Genomic DNA, 24776 nt, shown 5'->3' with positions numbered 1-24776 from the left:
GGCGGGTAGCCTTGAAAGGAGTTTCTATATGAGCGTTTTACAGACAATTGACCTGAAAAAGTATTACGGCACAGAGCCAAACATTACCCGTGCTCTTGATGGCGTGAATTTTTCTGTAGACGATGGCGAATTTGTTGCGGTGGTTGGAACCTCCGGCAGCGGTGGTCATGTTAAAATAAGACTAAGTTAGCAGATTCCTTATAAAATAAGGGCTCACGCCAATTTAGTCTTTTTTCTATTATACCATAAAGGGTAGAAAATTCATAGACCGGGAATGAATTTCTCATAGTAGAAATGAGAAGGCAGGAGCTCTTAAAGATAGAAACCTATTGCTACTGGTCCTGTCAAAATTATATCCATTCTCACAGGCGGTCAAGTTTGTGAAAAACCATTCGGTTGCAATACATTGTAAAAAAATATGTTAAGGACTAGGTTAGTTAAAAGATTCTGTTAGCTGGCTTGGTCCTTTTTTCTTGGGAGGACGGAGCGATGATAAAAGTGATTATGATTGTTGTAACAGCTATTTTCCTTAGTTCCTGGTATGCGTGCCTGGTGGCAGGCAAAAGAGCAGATGAAGAAATAAGTGCTTTGTTTGAAAAAGAAAAGAAGCAGGGAAGTGAGGAATAAACGAATGAATGGAGGTATCTATAGCACTGGAAATGAAATCGTAGATGAAAATGCAAAACTGAATATATCTGGAAATATCATTCCGCAGGTGTGGTATCGGACAATCATCAGAGAAAGCGGAAAGCCAAATCTGACAGCGATTATTATACTGGCAGATATTGTGTATTGGTATAAGCCTACAGAAATCAGAGATGAAGGAACCGGACAGGTCATTGGGGTAAGAAAGAAATTTAAGTCAGACTTTCTTCAGAGAAGTTACCAGCAGATCAGCGAACAGTTTGGGATTTCCAAGAAAGAAGCGACAAATGCAGTGGTATTTTTAGAGAAGCTGGGTGTGGTAAAACGGGTATTTAGAACCATTTCCATGAATGGGATTGTTGTAAATAATGTTTTGTATCTGGAATTGATCGTAGACCGATTAAAAGAATTGACTTATCCAGAAGAAACAGGAGCAGATCCGGTTTCCTTTGAAAAAAGAAGAGAGAAATCCAAAGCAGAGAAAATCAGTTCCCATACAGCCATAGAGGAAGAGATACATTTTGTAGAAGAGAGGGCTGTCCCTTTCCAAAGGAAGAGGGTGTCACCATTCAAAGAGGGAGCATACCCCGACAGGGAAACAGAGCCCTGGATACCCAAAGAGGTACCTCAGACTGATAGCGGGCAGACAAATACAGAGATTACTACAAAGACTACAGCAGAAAGTACCCAAAAGAATACAACAGAAATAGGGAATGGGTATAGAGATAATCCTATCTTATCCTATCAGGCAGCAGAAGAACAGTTCAAAGATCAGATTGATTATGATGCGATATGGATAGACAGACCTTTTGACAGAAAACTGCTCAATGAGATTGTAGGGCTTGCAGTAGATGTTTTGACGTCCAATGCAAAGACCATAAGGGTAAATCAGGAAGAACGACCTCTTGGCATTGTACAGGGAATGTATAAAAAGCTGGATAAGTTTACCGTAGAGTATGTGATAGACTCAATTAAGCAGTGTACAAGGAAAGCCAATAATATCCGGGCAGTGCTGCTTACCGCTTTATACAATGCCACATTGACAGCAAACAGCTATATATCCAATCTGTTTGCTTATCAGGAAGCTATCCCTCAGACGTAAGGAGCGTGATAGAAAGTAACAAAATTAAGAAAATTCAGGACAGCTCATGGATATACACAGATAGAACTTGCGGCTGTCTTGGGTATCAGTCTTCGGACGTATCAGAGGATTGAATACGGACAGCAAAAGCCCAATGTCTATGTAGTTGTCCGACTTCAGCGGTTATTTCAAAAAGATATTAGTGAGATTATGGAGGAATATACAGAATGAGGGAAGAAAGGTTTCGTATTCAGTGCCCCAAACATTTTCTGGTTGGAGATTCAGGGCGTTTTGAAAAATCTCCACAGGGTAAGGATTCGGATTTTGTAGTAGATTATGCTCCACCGGAAATGTTTGAAGCCGGGATTGTCTTACAGGAGATGGGGACGGAGGGAGATACCTATTGCACAATGTATGTCTATTTTGCACCAGAGGAACACCTTCCGGTTTATATGGACAGCATGAAATACGACCTACAAAAAGTATCCATTCGGAAAATTTTTGTTGATACCGAAGAATACCTCATAAAAGTAAATGAGAAGACAAAAAAGTTTTATGCGGGTGAGGACGGTTGTTGGGGTTCCTATACGGAACTTTACCGGAAAGAGAATGGGGAACGTCTGACTGATGCAGTGATTGTTTTTCTGTGTATGCCAGATGAAATGAAGTTTCAGGAAATGGAAGCTGTGATGGGGGAACTGTTTGAAAAACTTCATGTGATAGATAAAGAAAAGAAAGAAACAGGTCAAGAACCAAAGAGAACAAGATAAAATACAAACTATAACTTTCAGGAGGATAAGAACGTGGAAACTAAAATGATTATTGGAATTGATCATGGAAACCGTAACATGAAAACTGCAAATACTGTATTTTCAGCAGCAATCCAGCCTTTACAGGCAAGGCCGGACAGCCTGGAACATATTCTGGAATACCAGAACCAGTTTTATTATGTGGGAGGGAAAGTACCGGAAAAGGAGTGTGTGGATAAGACAGAGAATGAAAATTATTATCTTCTTACCCTTGCAGCACTGGCACAGGAAATGCGCTGCCGGGGACTGACAGACGCTTCCGTAAAAATGGGAGCTGCCCTTCCGCCTAGAAGATTTCAGCAGCAGAAAGAAAGTTTTAAGAAATATCTGTTAAAGACAAAGGAACTGCATTTCCGTTATGAAGGAGTACATTATCATGTGTCTTTGGAAAATGTGTTTGTTTTTATGCAGGGGCATGTGGTGATCCATACGCTTTTAGAAGCAGTTCCCGGCTATTGCCTTTTAGTAGATATTGGTGGAGGAACTACCGACCTGGTAGAGTTTGTTGACGGAATGCCGGACGGGAAGTATTCGATTTCGGATAAGGCAGCTTTGTACTGTATCGGAAAAGTCAATGAGGAAGCCATTGCCAAAACAGGGGCAGGGGTACCGGCATACATTACAGAAGCATTTATGAGAACAGGAAGCTATGACTGCCCGAAGCAGTATCAGGACGTCATAAAAAACTGTTTGAAGTCCTACGCAGAGGAAATTTATGGTATCATACAGGCAAACCATTATAATCTGGATCTGACCAAAATGGTGTTTATGGGCGGTGGTTCTTCCATTGTGGAGCATTTTGGAGCCAATGAGGGAAAAGATGTACAGTTTGTAACGGATATACATGCCAATGCAAGGGGCTGTGAAGAGGCAGTGAAAAGTATTATCCGGGCAAAACAGAGGAAAATGCGGACAGCATGATAGGAAGTGAAAACTTATGGATACGGAAAAAGTATATACAACTTCACTGCGGCTGTATAAAAACAGACCGGTACATCATCAGGCTTATCGGTATCTGAAGGAGTATAACAAAGATATTTTCAAGACAAAAGACGATTTTATAGCAGAAGCAATCGTTTATTTTGCCAAGTATCTACAGCAGGAAGAAGAAGTACAGCAGATGAAACTATTAAATACCCTTCTGGAAAACCAGAAAGAACAATTTTGTAAAATCGTAAAAGAAGCGGTTTCAAAGGCACAGGAAGAAGCCTTTGAGAAGCGGGGTGTGCTGGAAAAGACCGTTCAGGGAGAACTTTCTGACGGTGGAACGATAGCAGAGAACAGGGAAAAGGAAGAAGCCTGTATGGAAAAAGATTTACGGTTTGCGGAATTTTATGGGGCATTTGAAGAATAAGGAGGAAAAAGATATGGCAGTAGGAAGAAGTGTATGGGAAGTTGTAAAAGGGATTTTCATTGCAGTGGGGAAACTGCTGTATCTGACAGGGAAACTGGTGATATGTTTGTTTCTGCTGGTTCTGCAGCTTGTTTTGGCAGTGTTCCATGCAGGAAGCAGGGAATAGAAAGGGGATTGACGGGTGCATTGGATACGGGACAGACCGTATACAAAAGATAGAAAAAAGAAGATAGAAAATGGAAAGCAGGCTTGTGTGGCCTGCTTTTTTTGACGAAAAAATGAAAAGGAGCAAAGCTATGATGAAAGGAAAAAAGAAAAGGCTGCTGGCTGGGACGCTGGCACTTCTTCTTAGTTGTTCTACGTTACTCAATACAGGGATCACCGCACTGGCTTCTGAACAGTCTGAGGAACATGCACAGATACAGGAAGTAAAACAGGAGGAGGCTGCTTCAGAAACATTACCGGAGTTGGAAGAGGTAAAGGAGCAACTAACAGAAGAAGAACTGGTGTATGCAGAGGACCTTACCATAAAAGCAGGAGAGTCCTTTGACTTGGAAACAGATTACAGGGGTTTTCAGAAAAATGATGAAAAAGTAAAGGTAACGTTTCTGAAAGCAGAAGGGGACTCCGGCAATTCTTTTGATTTCAATACCCCAGGTTCTTACCAGGCATTTTATCGTGTTGATCCGTTAAGCGGAAACCCTTCCTATCAGATTATGAGAAGAATTGTGGTAGAAGCAAGGGAAAACAGTACACAGGAACCCCAGGGAGAAGTAAGCCAGCATACCGAAGATGGCTCCGGTGAGGACGGTGAGGCGGACCCTGACCCGGAGATACCGGAGGTACTGACGGAAGAACCGGAAATGCCAGATGCAGGGGCAGAGTTGATTGATCTGACACCAAAAGAGGATAAGGGAATGTTCTTATCGGTTGTTCCGGCAGCAATGGAGCAGCAAAAAGGAAGCAATGTACATCTGGTACAGGGAGAGAAAATCCCATACCCTTCTAACGTGGGGAACTATTCTACTTCCTATTTCACCGTAAATGGCCATGTGGCATATTGTCTGGAGTCTATGAAGGCTTCCCCGCCGACCTCGGATTATGTAGCCAATGAATTTGAAAGCAACCCGGAATTACAGAAAGTCCTTTATTATGGATATGGCGGTCCCGGGGACATTACTGGGGAGTATATGCCCTCTTTTGACTGGAAGACAAAGTATATTTTTACGCATTTAGCTGCCGCTTATTCTTATTGTGGCATGGACGGTTTTTATGGCTGTACCTTTGAAGATATTAAGGCAAGCGGTGTGTGGGGATATATCCAGCATATTTACAGCCTGGAAGCACCTCCGACAGCAGCAATCACATTGTCCCCAAAGGAAGCAAAGGCTTATGAAAGTGGAAAGGAACAGCGTACCGGAGAATTTACTTTAAAAGGTGACCATAGAAACTATATTACTTTAAAAATGCCAGAGCATGTGACTTATCACAGTGGAAGTACAAAACAGACAGGAACCGTAAAGATCAATGGGAATACCACATTCTATTTCAGTGCTCCCAAAACTGTAACTGGTACATGGAACAGTGGTAAGCTGAAAGGACAAATGGGAACTCAGTGGAAGACCTTAGTATTGTCTACGGGTTCTGGTTCTCAGGATATTGGGTATGGGGCATTTTTTGAAGAAGAAAGTGCTTCTGTGGAATTTACGGTGAAGTGGCTGGACCTGGCAAGGGTAAAGGTAACAAAAAAAGATAAGAACAGTAAAGTAAATCTGTCCGGCGCTGTTTTTGGTATTTATTCAGACAGTGCATGTAAAAACCTTCTTGTACAGATGCCGGCCACAGACAGCAACGGTACTTCTGAGGTGGAAATTCCGAAAACCCAGGATACGGTATATTTAAAAGAAATTTCTGTTCCAGAAGGATATAAGCTGAATACAGAGTCTTTTAACGTGAAGCTGGAAACAGGAAAAACAACTTCTGTTGCAGTGACGAATGAGGAACAGAAAGGAAAAATCACAATCCGTAAAAAAGGTGAGGTTCTGACCGGAGTAACCGGAGAAGAGGGAAACCTGACTTTTGTATATGGAAATGCGGACTTTGCAGGGGCAGAATATAACATTTATGCGGCAGAGGATATTTACAGCCAGGATAAAGTGACGAAGGTGCATAAAGCAGGGGATCTGGTAGAAAGTCTGACAACAGGGGAAGATGGAAGCGCTGTTTCCAAAGAATTGTATCTTGGAAAATATAAGGTTGTAGAACAGAAAGCACCGGAAAATCTGGTGATTGGGAAAACAGAACAGGAACGTACCCAGTTTGTAACCTTGTCCTATGCAGGACAGAATGTAGAGCTATCCCAGGGGGAAACCGTTTTTACCAATGCAAGACCGGAGATTTCCGTAAATGTAGTGAAAAAATCGAAACATGATGATGTTACCCTGGAAGGTGCGACGTTTGGCTTGTATGTAGAAGAAGACCTGACGGCAGCAGACGGAAAGGTCCTTGTAGAAAAAGGAAGCCTGGTGGAACGTGCTGTTTCCGACAGGGAAGGAACGGCTGTGTTCCATGCAGATATTCCTTTGAATTTCCATTACAGCGTGAGGGAAATCCAGGCACCAGATAAGTATTATATGACAGATGAGGTGTATCGTTTCTTCTATGAATATAAAGACGACAGCACCTACACATATACTTTTTCCCATGATTTTAAAAATGAGGAAGTACGGGGAGAAGTTCATGTAAGTAAGATTGACCAGGATTCCCAGGGATTTATTTCTCAGGGTGACGCAACCTTAGTAGGGGCAAAATATGGGTTATATGCTACGGAAGATATTGAACACCCAAATAAGAAAGATGGGATTGTCCATAAAAAAGGGGAACTTGTAGCGCAGGGTACGATTTCCAGTGAAGGAACCGTAGATTTCAAAAACCTGTATCTTGGAAATTATTTCGTAAAAGAAATAGAGCCGGCAGAAGGGTATCTGTTAGATGAAACAGAGTATCCCGTAGAGGTTTCGTATGAGGGACAGGAAGTACAGATTGTACACCGGGAGGTGACTGTAAAGGAAACTGTAAAGAAACAGGCCTTTCAGCTTATCAAGATCTCAGAAGACGGGGAGCAGACAGAAACAGAACTGGTAGAAGGAGCTGGATTTAAGGTATTCCTCATCAGTGAGCTGTCTGGTGTAAAAGACGGAAGTTTGAAGCCGGGAAATGGTTCTTATTATACCCCGGAAGATTTTATCACCTATGATTACAGCAAAGACGAAACCGCTTCTTATTGGGAGAATGGTAAAAAGATTACGGTACCAGAGCTGTTTACGGATAAGAAAGGATATTTAAAGAGTCCAGAACTTCCTTATGGAACCTATGTGGTGTTTGAGTCTACGGTTCCGGAAAATTTAAAAGGGATTCGTCCATTTATTGTACAGATTTCGGAAGACAGCCGGGAACCCCAGGTATGGCGTGTGTTTGATGACCGTCCTTTGCAGTATTACTTCAAGATTGTGAAAAAAGATGCCCAGACGCAGAAGCCGGTGCTGGATAACAGTGCAGCTTATAAGATTTATGATGTGGAAGCAGAAAAATATGTGGAAATGATCGTAAGATATCCAAAAAAAGAAGTGGTATCTGTGTTCAGGACCAACGAAGAGGGATACCTGATTACACCGGAGCAGTTAAAATGTGGCACTTACCGGATTGAAGAAGTGGAAGCACCGGAAAATTATGTACAGGTAGGATTTGAAAATGCCCTCTTAAAAGACGGGAAGGAAGTTCCGCTGAATGAAGTTGCAGACGGAGGAACATACCAGGAGGCAAAGAAAGCGCCGATCACTATTACCGTAGATTCTGATACCGTACACCAGGTAGAGGAGGAAACCGGTAAATTTATTGTTGTCATTGAACAGTATAATGATGAAGCAGTAGGAAGCCTTACAATCCATAAAAAAGGAGAAAAACTTTCTGGTGCTTCTAAAGTAGAAGAAAAGTTCCTGACAAAGATGAAAAACGGTGTAGCAGGTTTCGTAAATCAGGTAAGCAGTTTCTTCACTGGGGAAGAGGTCATGGAAAAAGAGAAAGGTTATGAATTTGACTATGAAGAGGGAAATATGGAAGGTGCAGAATTTGCCATTCATGCAAAGGAAACCATTTATACCCCGGACGGACAGAAAGACGAAGCAGGAAACCGCATTGTAAAATATGAAAAAGATGCCCTGGTAGCCCGTATGGTGACAGATAAAGAAGGAAAGGCAGTCCTGAATAATCTTCCTATCGGAAAATACTATGTAGTGGAAGAAAAAGCAGGTCAGAACTGCGTGCTTGACCCGGAAGCAAAAGAATTTGAAATTGCATATAAGGGACAGGAAGTAGCAGTGGATTATGTAACAATGGAACTTACCAATCAGCGACAGAAAGTTTCCCTTAGTCTTCTGAAGAAAGACGCAGAAACCGGAAAACCGCTGGAAGGAGTGGTATTCGGGCTGTATGCGCAGGAGGATATCAAGAATGCTGCCGGGGAAGTAGTTGTAGAAAAAGATGCCTTGATTGAACTGGGAACAACAGATGAAGAGGGCAAGCTGGTATTTCAGGCAGATCTTCCTCATGGAAAATACTATATTCAGGAAGTAGAGCATAAGCCGGGATACCTGCCAAATGATGAGGTGTATTCCTTTGATGCGTCTTATACAGACCAGACCCTTGAACTGCTCGCTTTTTCAGAAGAAATTTCTAATCAGCCTACCATTACGGAGTTTACGAAAGTAGATTTAACCGGTGGACAGGAAATTGAAGGGGCCAAAATGCAGATCCTGGATCAGGAAGGAAAAGTGGTAGAAGAGTGGGTGTCAAAAAAAGAAGCTCATGTAGTCTACGCACTGGCACCAGGGGAATATATACTGCATGAAGAGCAGGCGCCTACGGAACAGGGATATGTCCGGGCAGAAGATGTGAAATTTGTTGTGGAAGAAACAGGGGACGTACAAAAAGTGAAAATGGAGGACGACCATACAAAGGTTTCTATCTCTAAAACAGATATTACAGATGGTAAGGAGATTGAAGGGGCGAAGCTGCAGATCCTGGATCAGGACGGGGAAGTGGTAGAGTCCTGGACCACAGGAGAAGAACACCTGATTGAGTATCTTCCGGTAGGCACTTATACCCTGCACGAAGAGGCGGCAGTTGACGGATATATTGTGGCCAATGACGTGGAGTTTACAGTAGAAGAAACGGGAGAAATTCAGAAAGTGAAGATGGAAGATGAGCGTGCTATGGGACAACTGGTTATTGTAAAGACTGATACAGACAGTAAAGCAGCTTTAGAGGGAGTAGAATTTGTTCTGCTGGAAAAGGAAACCGGAAAAGAAGTAGGACGTTTGAAGACTGGAAAAGATGGAAAAGCAGTTTCAGAACTACTTCCAATTGGAACTTATGAAAATGGTGTTTTCAAAGAACCGATCACCTATGTGCTGAAAGAAACTGCCACCTTAAAGGGATATGAGAAGACGGAAGAAGAGTGGGAAATCGTATTTACCTATCAGAATGATAAAACACCAGTCATTGAAGTGGTAAAAGAGATCCAGAATAAAAAAATACCAGAAACACCAGGTACCGTAAAACCAGGACCAAAAACGGGTGATGATACAAACTGGTTCCTGCCTTTGCTGGCTCTTGGTGTAAGTGCAGGTATGGTAGCAGGCCTACTTTATTACAGAAAAAGACATAAAAAGGCATAGAAAATAAAAATCAGTTTTTAAACTTGGGAAAGGGCGGCTGCGGCTGTCCTTTCTTTGGCAATATGAGGTGAGAAGCATGGAAGAGAAAAAAAGAATACGGTTTATTGACAGCCATTATCATACCCTGTTCAGCATAGCAGACGGGGACTCCATAGAGATTGTATATCCAGATGGAAAAAGGGAAGAACGGGTTTGTACCTATATTGATGAATACCACACACAGGTAGGGGCAAGGGTGTTCCATATTTGTGAATTTGCAGAAATCATGGAAGCAAATGGAAAATCATATTGCCCGGCAGAATGCAAGGAAAAGGAAGAAAGAAAAGAGGCAGTCAAAGGGGAGAAGAAAACCGGAACTACCCGTATGGAAAGGAGCAGGCGTTGAGGATAGGGATTATAGATGCAGATCTTTTATACCGGAAAAGACACCGGTTTCCTAACTTGGCATGTATGAAACTTTCCGCTTATTGGAAGGAGCAGGGATTTGAAACAGAGCTTCTTTTGGATTATAGCCAGGCAGGGGAATATGACCGGCTCTATGTATCAAAAGTGTTTACGGATACCTTTGTGCCGGAACATATTTTGACGAGGGAAACAACCGTTTATGGAGGGACTGGATTTTTTTACGATAAAGCACCGGTACTTCCAGAAGCGATTGAACACCATACACCGGACTATCATTTGTATGACCAGATGGTAAAAGAACATAGAGAAGGAGAGAAAAAAAAGAAAGAGTTCCAATTTTATACGGAGTATTCCATTGGTTTCCTCACCAGGGGGTGTTTTCGGAAGTGCAGTTTCTGTGTAAACAAAAACAGCACCGGTGCAGCATCAGCAAGCCCATTGGAAGAATTTTATGACCCGTCCAGAAAGAAGTTATGCTTTTTGGACGATAACTTTTTTGCCTGTGCAGGGTGGGAAAAAATCTTTTCCAGTGTCCTGGAAACAGGCAGGCGGTTTCAATTCCGGCAGGGGCTGGATCTGAGGATTATGCAGAAAAGGCAGATGGAACTTCTGGCATCTGGAAAATTGGATAACGGTATGATTTTTGCCTTTGACCATATCAAAGATCAGGAACTTATTGTAAGAAAATTGGAACTTTTGCGGGAAGTGATCCCAGTTTCTTACCAGAAAATTAAGCTGTATGTACTGTGCGGCTATGACTGGGAAGGAACCTGGAAAGCAGACTTTTGGGCAAAGGATATTCGGGACGTTTTCATACGGATTGAGATTTTGATGCGGTATAAGTGCCTGGCTTATTTGATGCGCTATGCCGCATGGGAACGGGCGCCGGAGGTTTATAAGGGAATGTATATCAATCTAAGTCGTTGGTGTAACCAGCCCGCCCAGTATTCAAAAAAGAGCCTGCGGGAATTTTGTACCGGACAGGGAGAGTATAGTTCCTGTTTCCGCTACCTGACTGCTTTTGAAGCTCTGCACCCGGAAATGGCACATTATCTGGATATGAAATATGAAGAGGTGCAGTATGGGAAAATTTACGGCTGAAGAAATTCAGATTGCAAAGGCAGTGGATTTAGTGGATTTGGCGGAGCAGATAGGGATTCCATTGAAAAGGAAAGGCAGGTTCTATCAGGCAGTTGGTATGGACTCTGTGATGATCTTCAACCGGTCTTCCTGGTGCCGGTTTAGCCAGGGGGTAGGTGGCAGCACCATTGACTTTCTGGAATATTTCAGAAACATGGATTTTGTGGAGGCAGTCAAATATCTGCTGGAGTTTGCCGGATATATCCGTACTGAAACCATGCAAAAATTTCAACCGGAAAGACAGGCTGAAAAAATAGAAGAAACAAAACAGAGAAAAGACATACCGAAAGAACCTTTTGTACTTCCTTCAAAATCAGAAACCAGCCGCCGGTTATATGGCTATCTGATAAAACAGCGGAAGCTGTCAAAGCAGATGATTGATTTTTGGGTAAAAAAGGGGATTTTGTATGAGAGCGGAACGTACCATAACCTGGTTTTTGTGGGAAAAGATACGGAAGGTATCCCACGTTTTGCCAGCCAGAGGGGAACCCTGGATAAATATGGAAAACCCTTTAAAGGAGATGTTACGGGGAATGACAAAACTTATGGGGTTAATCTGGTAGACCAAAACAGTGATACGCTCTATGTATATGAGGCGGCCATTGATGCCATGTCCGATATGGAACTGCGGGAAGATTATCAGAACAATATCCTGGTACTTGGAATGCTTTCCGATGGTCCTTTGGAAAAGTTCTTAAAAGATTATTCTCATATCAGGAAGATACAGTTCTGTTTGGATAATGACCTGCCGGGAAGACAAGCGGCAAAAAAATTGGCAAGAAAATATACCCTTATGGAGTATGAGGTTTTTGTACGTCTTCCACCTATGGGAAAAGACTATAATGCTTTTTTGCAGTATAAAAAGGAAAACCAAGAGCTTTCCAGCCTGGTAGAAAAGGAAAGGCCGCTTCTTACTGAAACAAAAGGGACAAACATACAAAAGATAGAAAAAATGGTAGGACACAGGAACATAGTATCATACCAGATAGCACAGGCAAGATAGGAGGGTATTCTTTTGGAAAATAGCTATGATGAGGAATGTTTCAAAAAATGGGAGATCGACGAATGCGAAGCGGAGATGGAAAAAGTAGTGCAGTGGATAGGAAAGAGGAAACTGCATGGACGTGTACGGGTTGCGTTTATCGAAGAGAGCTATGAGCGGCAGGGATACCGCATGGGGATACCCAAGCAGGCGTATGTGTCCAGGGTGCTGGCAAACATCAGAAAAAGAGCGGTAAGAAAGAAATAACCAATCCGAAAGTGGGAGTGTTAGGAAAGGAGGTGGTGCAGACCAACAGAATTTTTGACAGAAGGATAAACTCTGGATACGGGAAGGGGTGATTCTATGATTGTAAGGTAATGCCAGATGGATATTTCGTTTGTAGCTGTGGATTTCTCATGAAGACTATAAAAAATTTAGGAGACAGGAGGAAATAAGTGAGTAATCCTAGGTAAAATGTGTAGCTACACCTCATGAAATATGAGGAATGAAATATAGTTTGGTGAATTTTTGTGAGTTTGATAAATATGCAGCAAAGAGTTATTGTGCGATTCATGGTACAAGTGAAACATTGAATCTGGGAGATATTACAAAAGTGGACGAAAGGGAGATTGAACCGTTTAACATGATCTGTGGAGGAAGCCCCTGTCAGGATTTTTCCCTGGCAGGCAAGCAGGCAGGCGCGGTTTGGAAATGCCGAAGCTGCGGGTATGAGTATAACCCTCTGCAGGTACATTATTCCAAAAGGGACGCCTGCGGCATGTGTGGTTCCCATGATATTGATAAAACACGTTCTTCCCTTCTGGTGGAGTGGCTCCGTATGATACGGGGTGTCAAACCAGTATGGGGAATTTACGAAAATGTAAAAAATATTGTAGGAAAAAAATTCCGGGATACCACATTCCGGTTGTTTGAAGAAGAACTGCATGAATACGGATACCACACCTATTGGAGTGTTCTTAATGCAAAGCATTATGGAATACCACAGAACAGGGAACGGGTATATCTGATTTTGATACAGAAGGAAATGGATAATGGAACATTCCAGTTTCCGGAACCGCTGGAGTCCTTCCAGTGCCTTATGGATATTCTGGAGGATACGGTAGAGGAAAAATACTACTTATCCCAGGAAAAAGTACGCCGCTTGATTGAAGATATGGAAGAGAGAAAAGCGCTTTTGTTTGAGCCGGACGAAAAAAGCCTGAAGGCTTTTCGGGAAAACCGGGTAAAACGGGCCGGAAATATCAAAGGGGTGTTTGAACAGACTGGACGGGTTTATCTGCCAGACGGGTGCTGCCCTACGGTAACTGCCTGTGGTGGTGGCGGACAGCAGCCCAAAATTCTTCAAGTGGGAGATATTCATACCGGCTATGGTTCAAGCGGGGTTATTTATTCCCCTTTAGGAAGCAGCGGTGCGGTTTTAGCAGGGCATGACCAGCCAAAGATTGTAGAAAAATATCCAGGAGCAATCCGGGGCAGGTATGATCGGGAAGGCCGGATTGTGCAGACTTTGGAACTGGGAGAAAAAGAAGTCTGCCATACCCTTACTTCTGTGCAAAAAGATAATATCATTCTGGTACGTCAAAAGACACAGAAAGGTTATGAGGAATGTTTGGAAAATGGTGTTGTAAATCTTAGTTATCCGTCTGTGGAAAAACGGGGAAGGGTACAGGAGCATGGGGAACTCTGCCCTACGCTTACGACATCAAATGGAATACACCGCTTAGAGTCTTTGTTCCGTATCCGGAGGCTGACACCTTTAGAATGCTTCCGGCTTATGGGCTTTTCCGATGCGGATTTTTGGAAAGCAAAAGAAGCAGGCATAAGTAACAGCCAGCTTTACAAACAGGCAGGAAATTCCATTGTTGTTGATGTGCTGTACTATATTTTTCTGGAACTATACAAAGCCATGCCATATCTGTTTGAGGATATCCGGCTTTCTTCCTTTTTCAGTGGGATTGGAGCTTTTGAAAAGGCATTGGAGCGTTTGGAAGAACAGGTAAACCAATAATTTCATAAGAGAAACCCAAAGCGGCAAATGGTCCATAGAGAGTCTTCCCATACTTGTTGGAAAGAGAGAAATTGCGGAAGAAGAAGCAGCCTGCAAGGAGTCTGTGCAAAAGGCGTTGATAGCAGAATGGAAGAACTGCTGTCACATCAGACACAGGAGGCTGGCAGATTTGCTAACAGAACTGGGGTTTTGTTAGCAGAAATAGAAGTAGGAAGTGGAAAAACCGATAGCAGATGTTTGGAACTGCTATCGGTTTTTCCCTATATGGAACGCAGGTCTGCTATCAGTATCTGCGTTGTGCTATCTATTTTATCCGGGGTATTAGGGGGTGCCCCCTAACAAGATGGGATTTTGTACGGTAAAATCCGTATCTTGCAGAGGACTGGCATAGCCAGTCCGGACACCGGGAAGTTATATGGTGACCGATAGCAGGTCTTAGGAGTTGACAGCAGATAGCGTTGGAGTAGAAATCGGTAGATGAAATATGTGATAAAGATAAGGAAAGGGGGAGCATGAAAAAAGAAACAATGAAATGCAGAAAAGAAATCCGGCTGTACTCATGGGAGTTGGAAGAGTTACAAAAACAGGCAGAAAAGATGGGGCTTTCCGATTCCCAGTACCTTCGTATGCTGATTACCAACCGTCCCAGGGATTACCCGGAAATCCGTCAGGAACTGGAACGCATGAACCAGGAAATCAACCGGATTGGCGTAAACATCAACCAGATTACCCATAACAATAACAGCGCCCTTTATTCCAGGGAAGATAAACACCGTCTGTATGTGTTTTTGAAGCAGATAAAAACACTGGTAAGCCAGGTGCAGGAAAGGCTGTAGGTTATGGCAATTACAAAGTGCCTGCACATGAAACAGGCAAAAACGGGCTATCCGGCAAAACATCTGGCAAACGGTCTTCGCTATATTATGAACCCGGAGAAAACAGAACATGGCCGCTATGTCTGTGGACATAACTGTATTCCTGAACAGGCATTATCCCAGATGGTAGATACCAAACGTCATTTTGGAAAGCTGGATAAAAGGCAGGGCTACCATTTCATTCTTTCGTTTGAGGAAGATGAGGTTTCGGAAGAAGAAGCCTTCCAAGTGGTAGGAGAGTTTGTGACAGAATTTCTTGGGAAGGATTTTGAAGCGGTTTATGCAGTCCATAATGATACGGACCATATTCATGGGCACATTATTTTTAATTCAGTACGCTGTACTACGGGATATAAATACGATTATAAAAACGGGGATTGGGAAAACATCATTCAGCCTCTGACCAACCGGATATGCAGGGAGCATGGTTTATCTGTGCTGGATCTGGAAGAAGCAAAGGAAAAACGCAAACAAAAAGGACAGGAAGAAAAATCTCTTTCTGAACGGGACAGGCGGATCAGAAGAGATGTGGACCAGGCATTACAGGACGCAGGTTCTTATGAGGAATTTCTTGAAAATCTTTCCAGCATGGGATATGAGTTGCGGGGGAGAAAGCGCCTTTCTGTTCGGGAACCCGGAGCAGGAAGGGCAAGGCGGCTTGACCAGCTAGGGGAAGAATATACAGAGGAAAGGCTTCGGCAGCGTTTTGGACGCCTTCCAATCCCGGAAATGACCGGAGAGGAGATACCGGTAGAATGGACGTATGTGTTTATCCCATACCGGGAGCGGCATTTGACCAGATACCAGAAGGAATGTTTTCTTCGCAGGTACCGGCAGGGGAAACCAATGGCAGACTCTAAAACCTGGAAATACAGGGCAGCAATCCATGAATTGAAAAAATTGCAGGAGGAATTTGATTTTCTGGCAGCTTATCGCATACAGGATAAGGCGCAGTTGAAAGCTATTTCTGATGCAACAAAGGAACAGCTTTGGGAAAACAGCAGGGCAAGAAAGCAGCTACGAAAAGAAATGGTTCCTTATGAGGAAATGCTTCTGCTTCTCAATAAGCTGCAGGAAAAACAGATGGAAGCAAAACTTTATCAGGAAGGGTATCAGGAATTTTTTCAAGACCACCAGACATACCAAAACCTTCTTGGGCAGTTAAAAGAAATGGGATATTCCTTGTCTGAGGCAGAACAGACAGACGCTTATTTCTTTGAGAAAGAGGAGCGTTTGCGGATTGAACGGAAAAAAATCTTAAAAGAAAAAAGGATTGCAGAGCGTCTGCATGAAAAAGCAGAAGAAAAAGAAAAGTTGGAAGCACAGCAGAAGGAAAAGAATAGGAAACCGTCTGCGAGGGGCAGAGGAAAAGGAGGGTAAATGACAGTAGAAGGACAACGGTATCTGGAAGAATGCCGGAAAGTTTTAAAAGAAGAACAGATGGACGCAGTTTCTATGGGGCTGGATTTTGGTCTTCCTGTTTCGGATATCCAGAAGGTAGTTAAGAGTAACCAGGAAGCCCCGGTGATGAAAGCAATCATCATAGGGCTTATGGAAGGGATTGGGGAAATCGACTTTTTATGTGAAGGAAATTATAACCAGTTCCAGGTACGGGAAATCGTAGAGGGCTTAAAAAACGGGCTGGATCTGGAAGAGGTGAAAACCTATGCCGGAAATGAACTGCCGGCCAGCCGTATGCGGACCATGCGGATACAACTGGAAGAGTCAAAGGCAAAAAAAGAAGTTCCGAAAGATGAAGAAATGCGTTCTTATATGAAAAATCTTATGGGGATCATGGAACAATCCATTCAGCAGTTTCGGGAAAGCAATGACCGTTTTACAGCCTTGTCTTCTCTGGTAAAGGAGCATGTTGTTGAAGAGAAAAACCAGGAGATTAAAGACCTGTATGAGAACCTGCAATATAAAGATAAAAACATACAGGAATTAAAAGAAAAGCTGGCAAAGAAAGAGCAGGAAATTCAGGATCTGAAAAAAGAAGCAGAAAAATACAGGGAAAAAACAGAAGCTGCTTCCAGGGAAACAAAAGTGGTATTGGAAGAAAAAAGCATACAAACAGCGGAAGGGCTACAAAAAAGTAAGCACCGGCTGCTTGGGATTGCCATGCTTGGGAAAAAAGTACCCAAAAGTGTTGTGGAGAAAATTCTGGAATATAACCTGTCCGCAGAACAGTTGGAAGAAATCCGCCAGTGCGTAGAAAGTGGGCTGGCAGATGCAGAAATTCTTCAGGTGATGGAGAACAGCCCTTCACCAGAGAGAATGAAAAAAATGCGGGAAATTATCCTTTTGATGCGGAAACGGAAGGCGGGTGTGTAAATGGCAGAACTTGAACATGTGGTAAAAACATTTTCCCTTTTGGAAACTGCCGAAAAGGAACAGCCCTTTCTTACCAGGGAGCAGAAACAGGATTTGTACCGTATTGCTTTTCATAAGGAGTCTATGGAAGAGGTAGAAAAAATTATTTTGCAGTTACAGGCGCCTCATGCAGGAAAGGAAGAAAAAGAGCGTATTCTTTATCATTACCTTGAACCGTTTTTTCAGGTTCCGGAAAATATTTTGCAGATTGAGAATTATATTTTTCAGCTTCAGTATATGACCTATGAAAAGGAAAAAGCAAACCACATGCTGGAGACTCTCTTAAAACAGGAAAATATCCAGTATGACCTGGAAGCCATGCTTACAGAAGGAAAAATAAAGGCGGCTGTTCCAGTAAAAAAGGACAGGGCAATGGGATAGGAGGGAGAGCATGAGTGAAATACAAGATGCGGCGCAGATTATTAAAGTTTCCTTTGAAGGCGCAGAAATCATTCTGAAAATGGGAAATACAGGCTGGCAGTTTGTAAAAGATATTTGTGCGGTATTTAAAAAAGTTCTGGATCAGGAAAAACTGTCAGGGAAAACTTCTGTACAAAAGCTCCTGAAAATGGGAGGCGATTTACAGGTTTTCCGTTTTGAAACAAAAGACCTGGAGCGGGTAAAAGCCCTGGCAAATAAGTATGGGATTTTATATTCCATTTTGCCGGATTTAAATGAGAAGGACGGTATGAGTGAAATTTTGTTCCATTCCCAGGCAGCGCCCCGTATTCAGTCCATGATGGCAAAAATTGAACATTCCAATATTGGGACGTTAGATGAATACTATGAAAATGCAGAGCCGGATAAGGTAGAGCAGTTGGTAGAAGAAGTAAAAAAGCCTGCCCTGCCGGAGCCGAAGGAGTGTGAACTGGTTGCGCGGGAGCTGGCGAAAAACCAGGTGGAGAAGATCAGTGATGTCCGTTCCCGTCTGAATATGACCTGGCTTCAGATCTGGCCGATTATCTGCTACATGGAAGAACAGGGGATTTTGGAAAAAGGGAAGGAAGGTACGGTGACACTGACCAGGACACCGGAACAGGTTGAAGAATTGGTAGATTCCCAGCAGTGGAAACAGTTGTTTGGGGAAGAGGAAGCCAAAAGACGCAGCACTGGAAGCAGCCAGGAAACAGAAGAAAAGATGCAGGTCATTCGGCGTATCCAAAAGGAGAAACGGAACAATCCAGGTGTGAATGCCATTACCATAGACCAGAAGCTGGTATATGAAGAAACAGAGCATCATATCAAAACCAGGATTCCGTACCGTAAGAATGAATTTATCTGGCTGGATAAATCGGAAATTAGCTGGATTAATGACCATAAGACGATTTTTGCAGGATTGGAAAAGAAGAAGGAGTATGCAATTTTAGACCTGGAGGACCGTTTTCTTAGAAAAACTTCGGGGGAAGATTTATATAGGGAAAGCTATGACCCGGTACACAGGGAACGTGCCAGACAGGAGCAGGAAAAGATACGCAGAAGAAGGGAGCAGAATTACAGGAAGGCACAACAGAACCTGGAAGCAGGGAGAAGAACCATACAGGGGCAAAGGAGGTAGAGAACCGGAGCAATTCAGAAAAAGAAGAAACAGTCCTGGGGCATGTATCTTATTGGTGGCATAGCTTCCGGCTATGGAGGTTATCTCTTGAACGTGTGTTATCAGCCCGGAAAGGATATCAATTATTTTTTAAACCGTCTGGATCAGGTGATGGCAGCCCCGTTTGCCAATTATTGGAACGAAACTTCCTTAAAAGCAATCATTCTGGGGATTTTTGTATATGTGATCGGTATGGTCATGTATGTAACCAGCCGGAAAAACTATATGCCGGGACAGGAATTTGGTACCGCTGTTTTTGCAGATCCGAAAAAGGTGGCAAAGCAGTTTGCGGATAAAGATGAACACAATAATCTGATCTTATCCCAGAATGTCAGGCTGTCCATGAATACCAGAAAGACCAGGAGAAACCTAAATGTCCTGGTAATCGGAGGAAGCGGCGCTGGAAAAACCTTGTTCATGGTGAAACCCAATCTCCTTCAGTTAAGCAGGGCTTCCCAGATCATTACAGATCCCAAAGGGGAGATTTTAAGATGCTGCGGAGGTATGCTGAAAGCGCATGGATACCGGATACGGGTGCTGAACCTGGTGGAAATGGAGCAGTCTAACGGATATAACCCATTCCGCTATATCCGCTCTGAAACAGATATTGTAAAACTGGTTACTAACCTGATCAATAATACCACTCCGAAAAACGCACAGCCCAGTGATCCATTCTGGGAGAAAGCCGAGTCTTTGTACTTGCAGGCCATTTTTCTTTATGTGTGGCAGGAGTGTGAAATGGAGAAAAGGAATTTCCGTATGGTTTTGCAGCTCTTGAATGAGGCAGAAGTCCATGCAGACGGTTCCCCTTCTGATTTAGACCGGCGTTTCCGCAGACTGGAGAGAAAAAAGGGAAGCAACCACCCTGCTTTAATCCAGTATAATAAAGTGGTACGGGGTGCCGGAGATACGGTAAGGAGTATCATCATTTCCGCAAATGCAAGGCTTGGATTGTTACAGAACCCACAAATTTTGCGGATTCTGGATCATGATGAAATGGAGATTGAGGAGATTGGGATTGGTGTTGACGGGGACAGAAACCGGAAGACTGCACTTTTTTGTGTAACGCCGGATTCGGATAAGAGTTATGCCTTTTTAATTGGTATGCTTTATTCCCAGATTTTCCAGGAATTGTATTACCAGGCAGACTTCCATTATAATGGAAAACTTCCCATTAACGTGAATTTCATGCTGGACGAATTTGCCAACGTGCCATTGCCAGATGACTACTGCAGCCTCCTTAGTACCATGCGTTCCAGGAATATTTCATGTACCATTTTTATCCAAAACCTTGCCCAGATCAAGGCTTTGTTTGAGAAAACCTGGGAAACCATACCGGGTAATTGTGATTCTCTGGTATATCTTGGTGGGAATGAACAGTCCACGCATAAGTATATCAGTGAGTCCCTGGGAAAAGGAACCATTGATAAAAAAAGCAGTGGGGAAACCAAAGGCCGGCAAGGGAGCAGTTCCCGGAATTATGATGTGCTGGGGCGTGAGCTTTTGACACCGGACGAAACCCGAAAGCTGGATAACTCAGAGTGTATTTTGTTAATCAGGGGTTGTGATCCTATTATTGATAAGAAATACAATACTTTTGCACACTCCAGATTTTCGGAAACAGAAGATGGCGGGGCTGCGCCTTATATCCATGACAGAATGGCTGCCCAAAAACAGGCGGTACAGATTTTAAGTGAAGAATCCCTGGATTATTATAAGAAGAAAAAGGAACAGGGAGAAGATGTTCAGATTGTGGAACTGTCTTTTGATGAAATTTTTTCTTATGAGCCTATTCCTAAGAAGATTTTTTCGGAGGAAGAGCTGAAAGAGAACCAGAAGAAGAGAACGGTAGAGGAGGTGAGGCCGCCGAAGAAAACGGAAAAACCGGTACAGACAGAGGAAGAAAAACTTTCTGAATTATTAGAAAGCCATGTTTATAATGAGGAACAGTTGGGAGAAATCATGCTTGCCATTGGTGCTGGAATTTCGTATGATAAAATCCTTCAAATGGCAGATACAAAAAACAGTGCTGAAAAGATGAAGGAAATCCGTAAAAAATTTACAAAAGAAACAGCCTCGGATTAAAGAAGGCAGATTTTTGGAAACCTGTAGTTTTTGCATTACGCAGGGCAGGTTTTCAAAAATCTGTCTTTTTGCGTAATGCGGTATCAATCACATGAAAAGGAGTAAAAAGATATGAAGATCAAAGAGGTTATCAGAAAGAAACAGAACCGCTTGAAAAAATCTCTACTGGGAGTCCTGGCAGTAAGCGCTGCCACTGTTTCCCTGTTCCCCCAGACTGTCATGGCTTCCGGGGTAAGTGACGTAACACAGCCGCTTATGAATTTAAAGACACTGGTGATCAGTATTATCGGTGCGGTGGGTGTGATTATCCTGGCAAAAAACGTGATGGAATTTGCACAGGCTTACCAACAGCAGGACAGTTCTTCTATGAACAGTGCCATTAAAGGAATTGTTGCAGGGCTTATTATGGCAGCCATTTCCTCCGTTCTTACTTTCCTGGGAATTAGCTAAAACCATTCTTCTTTTTGAGATAAGCAGATAAGAAGAGAGGTGAAGTGATGTTTAATTTAGGAGAGGCGATCCTTGCACTTTTGGAAATCGTGTTTGGATTTTGGAATAACCAGGTCAGCCTCGTATTTGAACTTTTAGGACAGTCCCCTACCGGGTTCAAAGGAGGCGGGCCCTGGGGGATCATTGAAGGGATTGAACCCCTTTTTGTTGGGATAGGCTCTGCCCTGGTAGTCCTTTTTTTCGTCATTGGGTTTTGTGCAGAGTCGGTAGATATCCGGGAAGAAATCCGGTTTGAAGCAATCCTCCGTATGTTTATCCGGGTTGCCATTGCACAGTGGCTGGTATCTTATAACATTACCATTATGAAAGCCCTGTTTACTTCCTGTGGAAACCTGGTGGGGCATTTGGGGCAAAACCAGAGTGTGGAGTTATCCATTGACCCGGCGCAGGCAGAAGTGATCAAAGATTTGGGATTTGGAACCAGTATCGTGTTCCTGATACTTGCTGTTTTCCTGTCTTTAATCGTTATTATCTGTGGTTTCTTCCTGCTGTACAATGTTTATTTCCGCTTTTTGAAAATTATGGTAATTGTACCTTTTGGGGCGATTGCCAGCAGTACCCTGGCTGGAAACCGGGGGCTTAGCAATACCTTTGTAGCCTATATGAAATATTTTATCAGTGTCGTTTTTGAGGCAGTCACAATGGCGCTGGCAATCCTTTTGTGTAACCAGTTTATTTCCTCCGGACTTCCGACCTTTACCGGAGATTATGAGGACTGGGCCAAAACCCTGATTTATTTGGGGGAAATGACCTTTACGGTTGCGCTGACGGTAGGCACTGTAAAAGGAGCGCAGAACCTGACTTCCAGGGCACTGGGATTGTAGGAGGAAAGGATTGTGCAGGAAAAAGGGATACAGATGACACTATTTGAATATTTTCAGGACGCAGAATGCTTCAGCCTTAAAGAAGCAGTGGCTTGTGTAGAACAGGTAAAAGAGGTAAAAGAACCCAGTATCCGGGCAAGAATTTATGAGGGAATAGAAAAGGGGCTTTTTTCCAGGATAGCCAAAGGAGTCTATACGGTTACCAAAGAACAGGACGGAGAAGAGGTAACTTGTATGCTGGTTCAGGGAAATGGCAGGGATTTGAGCTTTTTAAAAGATAACAGTATAGATGCCATTATTACAGACCATGCTTATGATCTGAAAAAAAGCCTGAAAGGGGGAAACCGGGATTTTGCCGCCTATGAATGTTTTCAATATACGCAGGAAGACTTTGATGAAAAATACCGGGTGTTGAAAAAAGGGTGTTTTCTGGTAGAGTTCATGCCGGAAGAAAATGGGGAAAATTATGAATACCTCTATCAGATGAAAAAAATGGCGAAAGAAGCAGGACTTGAATATTATGCAAAAGTCGCCTGGAAAAAAGGAAATTTCGTTGCCAATACGGGAAGAAAATCTAAAAATACGGAAGAGATTGCATTTTTTACGAAAGGAAAAGCCAGGAATTTACGCCCAGATGCGAAAAAGGATAAGGCGGAGCCAGGAATATCCCACTATATGTCAGGCGCCAGGGGAATGCTTCCAACGGTCTTTGACATTGAACCGCCAGGGAAAAACTCCCGTATTCATCAGGCAGAAAAACCAGTGCAACTTTTGCAGCAGATCCTTGGATTTGTAACAGAAGAAAAGGAGTGGGTACTGGATCAGTTTGCAGGTTCGTTTTCCCTGGGGGAAGCAGCACTTTTAAATGAACGGAATGCAATCTGCATTGAAATTAATGAAGAATATTTTGAAAAGGGAAAAGAAAGGCTTCTGTCTGCAAAGAGCAGGAGCCGGTAAGAAGGGAGGATATGTAAATGGAACAGGAAGAAAAACTCAGCCTGGATTTTGGCAATGGGGAGATCTATGAGGTCTGGCTGGAAGTTGCAACTTATCCGGCTGATAAAAACATCAAAGTTTGTGTGTTTACGGAAAAAGAGGAAGAGATATGGAAACTTTTTGAATTGACCACAGATATGGGAATTCCGCTGGAAAAGAACCAGACCTTTTTGCTCCCAGGCTATGATCTGGAGCAGATCGTAGAATTTATCAAAAAAAACGGGCTTGGACAGTTAAAAGAAGAAATTTGCTGTTCTGGTTGTATGGAATATCCACTGTTTGAATTTCAGGAAGAAACTTTAAAGAAATTGGACCCGGAGGGATATGCAGCCTATGAGCAGGCATACCAGGAACGGGGAGAAGTAAAAAATCCAGAATTTCAAAAGGAAATCAAAACAGCAGATTTTCAATGGGCGTATGGAACCGAAGAACTGGCATTGCGGGTAGATTATTACGCAATGAACCAGAACCTTTATGTGGAACTGTATAGTAAGGAAGATGGGGCGTGGGAACCGTTTTCAGATTTGACCGTAAACCTTCCCGGATATTGCCTGGAACCTGGAACTGCCTGTATCAGCGGTGATTTTAGTAAGGAAAATATCCAATTTATTCAGGAGCATGGACTGGGAACTTTGCTTCCCTGGAAGGCACAATCCGGTATGGAGCAGTACGCGGTGGTGAAATTTCATCTGGAGGAGCTGCGTAAGTTTGACCAGGCTGGGGTTGCCGCCTTTTGCAATCAACATGGATTACAGAAAACCATGCAGGAAGAGCGAAGACAGAGCAGATAAAAAACAGATACAGGAGGTTATGTATGGAGATTGAATTAAGTGAGGACCTACAGCATTATAAAGAATCCCTGGTTCTAGGACTTACAGCAAAACAGTTTTTGTTTTCGGCATTGGCATTGGGCGTAGGAACTGGGATTGTCCTGCTTTTGTATGAAAAAATCGGGATTACTTTGAGCTGTTATGTGGCAACCCCTTTTGTTGTACCTCTGGCACTGACTGGGTTTTATAACTATCATGGGCTGACATTCTGGCAGTTTGCAGGGAAGATGATTTATTTTTCCTTTTTTAACCGCCCTTTGGTGTATGGCTCTACGGAATCGGTGCAGGAACTGAAACAGATTTATATGGAAACCCGTCAGGAAGAAGAACGGGAAGTACAGCAAAGGAAAAAGGAACAGAAAAAAGAGAAGAAAGGTGGTGATGTCAACGTGGTGAAAAAGAAGGCAATCCGTATGGGGATCGTAACGGTAGTGATGATTGTACTTGGTGCGGCAGCAGCGGTGTGGTATAAGATGTACCGTTGACCAGAATATTCAATCAAGGCGTGA

The 24776-nt window shown here is 43.0% G+C and carries 23 protein-coding genes and 2 pseudogenes; all 25 read left to right on the top strand.

Annotated elements, in window-relative coordinates; translation table 11 throughout:
- Nucleotides 1-28: 28 nt before the first annotated feature.
- Nucleotides 29-163: pseudogene (locus tag AB5618_RS16075) on the top strand (ABC transporter ATP-binding protein); the annotation flags it as partial.
- 326 nt (nt 164-489) lie between these two features.
- Nucleotides 490-627 (top strand): hypothetical protein, encoded by a 138-nt coding sequence (locus AB5618_RS16070; RefSeq protein WP_161276450.1) that lies wholly within the window; start codon nt 490-492, stop codon nt 625-627.
- Between the two features lie 4 nt (nt 628-631).
- Nucleotides 632-1747, top strand: coding sequence for a DUF6017 domain-containing protein (locus AB5618_RS16065; RefSeq protein ID WP_161276451.1), 1116 nt, complete (start codon nt 632-634; stop codon nt 1745-1747).
- 33 nt (nt 1748-1780) lie between these two features.
- Nucleotides 1781-1957, top strand: a pseudogene (locus AB5618_RS16060) (helix-turn-helix transcriptional regulator); the annotation flags it as partial.
- The gene (locus AB5618_RS16055; RefSeq protein ID WP_161276452.1) at nt 1954-2496 is read left to right on the top strand and encodes a hypothetical protein; all 543 of its coding nucleotides are present in this window, start codon (nt 1954-1956) and stop codon (nt 2494-2496) included. The pseudogene AB5618_RS16060 and the gene AB5618_RS16055, both read left to right, overlap by 4 nt.
- Before the next feature lie 33 nt (nt 2497-2529).
- Nucleotides 2530-3456 carry a ParM/StbA family protein gene (locus tag AB5618_RS16050; protein WP_092072137.1) on the top strand — a complete coding sequence of 309 codons (927 nt, stop codon included), beginning with the start codon at nt 2530-2532 and terminating at the stop codon, nt 3454-3456.
- 16 nt (nt 3457-3472) lie between these two features.
- Nucleotides 3473-3889, top strand: coding sequence for a hypothetical protein (locus AB5618_RS16045; RefSeq protein WP_368366914.1), 417 nt, complete (start codon nt 3473-3475; stop codon nt 3887-3889).
- Nucleotides 3890-3902: 13 nt separating this feature from the next.
- Nucleotides 3903-4055, top strand: a complete 153-nt coding sequence (locus AB5618_RS16040) for a hypothetical protein (RefSeq protein WP_155512673.1) — start codon at nt 3903-3905, stop codon at nt 4053-4055.
- 130 nt (nt 4056-4185) lie between these two features.
- Nucleotides 4186-9624 (top strand): SpaA isopeptide-forming pilin-related protein, encoded by a 5439-nt coding sequence (locus AB5618_RS16035; protein ID WP_173724100.1) that lies wholly within the window; start codon nt 4186-4188, stop codon nt 9622-9624.
- A gap of 76 nt (nt 9625-9700) precedes the next feature.
- Nucleotides 9701-10009, top strand: a complete 309-nt coding sequence (locus tag AB5618_RS16030; RefSeq protein WP_116441961.1) for a hypothetical protein — start codon at nt 9701-9703, stop codon at nt 10007-10009.
- Nucleotides 10006-11130 (top strand): hypothetical protein, encoded by a 1125-nt coding sequence (locus AB5618_RS16025; RefSeq protein ID WP_368366913.1) that lies wholly within the window; start codon nt 10006-10008, stop codon nt 11128-11130. The genes AB5618_RS16030 and AB5618_RS16025 overlap by 4 nt, the downstream gene beginning before the upstream one ends.
- The gene (locus AB5618_RS16020; protein WP_161276456.1) at nt 11111-12172 is read left to right on the top strand and encodes a DUF3991 domain-containing protein; all 1062 of its coding nucleotides are present in this window, start codon (nt 11111-11113) and stop codon (nt 12170-12172) included. The genes AB5618_RS16025 and AB5618_RS16020 overlap by 20 nt, the downstream gene beginning before the upstream one ends.
- Nucleotides 12173-12184: 12 nt before the next feature.
- Entirely contained in the window at nt 12185-12418 is a 234-nt protein-coding gene (locus AB5618_RS16015; RefSeq protein ID WP_161276457.1) for a hypothetical protein, read from the top strand.
- Between the two features lie 238 nt (nt 12419-12656).
- Nucleotides 12657-14180, top strand: coding sequence for a DNA (cytosine-5-)-methyltransferase (gene dcm, locus AB5618_RS16010; RefSeq protein ID WP_195191241.1), 1524 nt, complete (start codon nt 12657-12659; stop codon nt 14178-14180).
- A gap of 512 nt (nt 14181-14692) precedes the next feature.
- Nucleotides 14693-15016: a plasmid mobilization relaxosome protein MobC gene (gene mobC / locus AB5618_RS16005; protein ID WP_025577448.1), complete on the top strand. Its 324-nt coding sequence runs from the start codon at nt 14693-14695 to the stop codon at nt 15014-15016.
- A gap of 3 nt (nt 15017-15019) precedes the next feature.
- Nucleotides 15020-16435 carry a relaxase/mobilization nuclease domain-containing protein gene (locus AB5618_RS16000; RefSeq protein WP_161276458.1) on the top strand — a complete coding sequence of 472 codons (1416 nt, stop codon included), beginning with the start codon at nt 15020-15022 and terminating at the stop codon, nt 16433-16435.
- Nucleotides 16436-17389, top strand: coding sequence for a hypothetical protein (locus AB5618_RS15995; protein ID WP_116441969.1), 954 nt, complete (start codon nt 16436-16438; stop codon nt 17387-17389).
- Nucleotides 17390-17809, top strand: a complete 420-nt coding sequence (locus AB5618_RS15990; RefSeq protein WP_116441970.1) for a hypothetical protein — start codon at nt 17390-17392, stop codon at nt 17807-17809. It begins immediately after the preceding gene.
- Nucleotides 17810-17819: 10 nt separating this feature from the next.
- A complete protein-coding gene (locus AB5618_RS15985; protein ID WP_116441971.1) occupies nt 17820-18983 on the top strand; it encodes a PcfB family protein in 1164 nt (387 codons plus the stop codon).
- A 42-nt stretch (nt 18984-19025) separates the two neighbouring features.
- Nucleotides 19026-21107: a VirD4-like conjugal transfer protein, CD1115 family gene (locus tag AB5618_RS15980; RefSeq protein WP_192926713.1), complete on the top strand. Its 2082-nt coding sequence runs from the start codon at nt 19026-19028 to the stop codon at nt 21105-21107.
- A gap of 111 nt (nt 21108-21218) precedes the next feature.
- Nucleotides 21219-21557: a hypothetical protein gene (locus tag AB5618_RS15975; RefSeq protein ID WP_021651237.1), complete on the top strand. Its 339-nt coding sequence runs from the start codon at nt 21219-21221 to the stop codon at nt 21555-21557.
- Between the two features lie 47 nt (nt 21558-21604).
- Complete coding sequence (locus AB5618_RS15970) at nt 21605-22441, top strand: hypothetical protein (RefSeq protein ID WP_025577460.1); 837 nt, start codon at nt 21605-21607, stop codon at nt 22439-22441.
- A gap of 12 nt (nt 22442-22453) precedes the next feature.
- A complete protein-coding gene (locus tag AB5618_RS15965; RefSeq protein ID WP_233435077.1) occupies nt 22454-23398 on the top strand; it encodes a site-specific DNA-methyltransferase in 945 nt (314 codons plus the stop codon).
- A 17-nt stretch (nt 23399-23415) separates the two neighbouring features.
- On the top strand, nt 23416-24228 hold the full coding sequence (locus AB5618_RS15960; RefSeq protein ID WP_161276459.1) for a DUF4313 domain-containing protein: 813 nt from the start codon (nt 23416-23418) through the stop codon (nt 24226-24228).
- Between the two features lie 23 nt (nt 24229-24251).
- Nucleotides 24252-24752 (top strand): PrgI family protein, encoded by a 501-nt coding sequence (locus AB5618_RS15955; protein WP_055056111.1) that lies wholly within the window; start codon nt 24252-24254, stop codon nt 24750-24752.
- Nucleotides 24753-24776: the final 24 nt, after the last annotated feature.

It is taken from the genome of Ruminococcus sp. J1101004sp1_RTP21198st1_B9_RTP21198_201120, from assembly GCF_040924245.1.
Classification (GTDB): Bacteria; Bacillota; Clostridia; order Lachnospirales; family Lachnospiraceae; genus Blautia_A; species Blautia_A faecis.
Note: the sequence above shows the minus strand (reverse complement) of the source record. Positions and strands in the feature narration are given on the sequence as shown.

What these genes read in the sequence shown, in the direction of transcription:
- AB5618_RS16070 (WP_161276450.1), top strand. Translation starts at nt 490, where the DNA reads ATGATAAAAGTGATTATGATTGTTGTAACAGCTATTTTCCTTAGTTCC.
- AB5618_RS16065 (WP_161276451.1), top strand. Translation starts at nt 632, where the DNA reads ATGAATGGAGGTATCTATAGCACTGGAAATGAAATCGTAGATGAAAAT.
- AB5618_RS16055 (WP_161276452.1), top strand. Translation starts at nt 1,954, where the DNA reads ATGAGGGAAGAAAGGTTTCGTATTCAGTGCCCCAAACATTTTCTGGTT.
- AB5618_RS16045 (WP_368366914.1), top strand. Translation starts at nt 3,473, where the DNA reads ATGGATACGGAAAAAGTATATACAACTTCACTGCGGCTGTATAAAAAC.
- AB5618_RS16040 (WP_155512673.1), top strand. Translation starts at nt 3,903, where the DNA reads ATGGCAGTAGGAAGAAGTGTATGGGAAGTTGTAAAAGGGATTTTCATT.
- AB5618_RS16035 (WP_173724100.1), top strand. Translation starts at nt 4,186, where the DNA reads ATGATGAAAGGAAAAAAGAAAAGGCTGCTGGCTGGGACGCTGGCACTT.
- AB5618_RS16030 (WP_116441961.1), top strand. Translation starts at nt 9,701, where the DNA reads ATGGAAGAGAAAAAAAGAATACGGTTTATTGACAGCCATTATCATACC.
- AB5618_RS16020 (WP_161276456.1), top strand. Translation starts at nt 11,111, where the DNA reads ATGGGAAAATTTACGGCTGAAGAAATTCAGATTGCAAAGGCAGTGGAT.
- dcm (WP_195191241.1), top strand. Translation starts at nt 12,657, where the DNA reads ATGAAATATAGTTTGGTGAATTTTTGTGAGTTTGATAAATATGCAGCA.
- mobC (WP_025577448.1), top strand. Translation starts at nt 14,693, where the DNA reads ATGAAAAAAGAAACAATGAAATGCAGAAAAGAAATCCGGCTGTACTCA.
- AB5618_RS16000 (WP_161276458.1), top strand. Translation starts at nt 15,020, where the DNA reads ATGGCAATTACAAAGTGCCTGCACATGAAACAGGCAAAAACGGGCTAT.
- AB5618_RS15995 (WP_116441969.1), top strand. Translation starts at nt 16,436, where the DNA reads ATGACAGTAGAAGGACAACGGTATCTGGAAGAATGCCGGAAAGTTTTA.
- AB5618_RS15990 (WP_116441970.1), top strand. Translation starts at nt 17,390, where the DNA reads ATGGCAGAACTTGAACATGTGGTAAAAACATTTTCCCTTTTGGAAACT.
- AB5618_RS15985 (WP_116441971.1), top strand. Translation starts at nt 17,820, where the DNA reads ATGAGTGAAATACAAGATGCGGCGCAGATTATTAAAGTTTCCTTTGAA.
- AB5618_RS15980 (WP_192926713.1), top strand. Translation starts at nt 19,026, where the DNA reads ATGTATCTTATTGGTGGCATAGCTTCCGGCTATGGAGGTTATCTCTTG.
- AB5618_RS15975 (WP_021651237.1), top strand. Translation starts at nt 21,219, where the DNA reads ATGAAGATCAAAGAGGTTATCAGAAAGAAACAGAACCGCTTGAAAAAA.
- AB5618_RS15970 (WP_025577460.1), top strand. Translation starts at nt 21,605, where the DNA reads ATGTTTAATTTAGGAGAGGCGATCCTTGCACTTTTGGAAATCGTGTTT.
- AB5618_RS15960 (WP_161276459.1), top strand. Translation starts at nt 23,416, where the DNA reads ATGGAACAGGAAGAAAAACTCAGCCTGGATTTTGGCAATGGGGAGATC.
- AB5618_RS15955 (WP_055056111.1), top strand. Translation starts at nt 24,252, where the DNA reads ATGGAGATTGAATTAAGTGAGGACCTACAGCATTATAAAGAATCCCTG.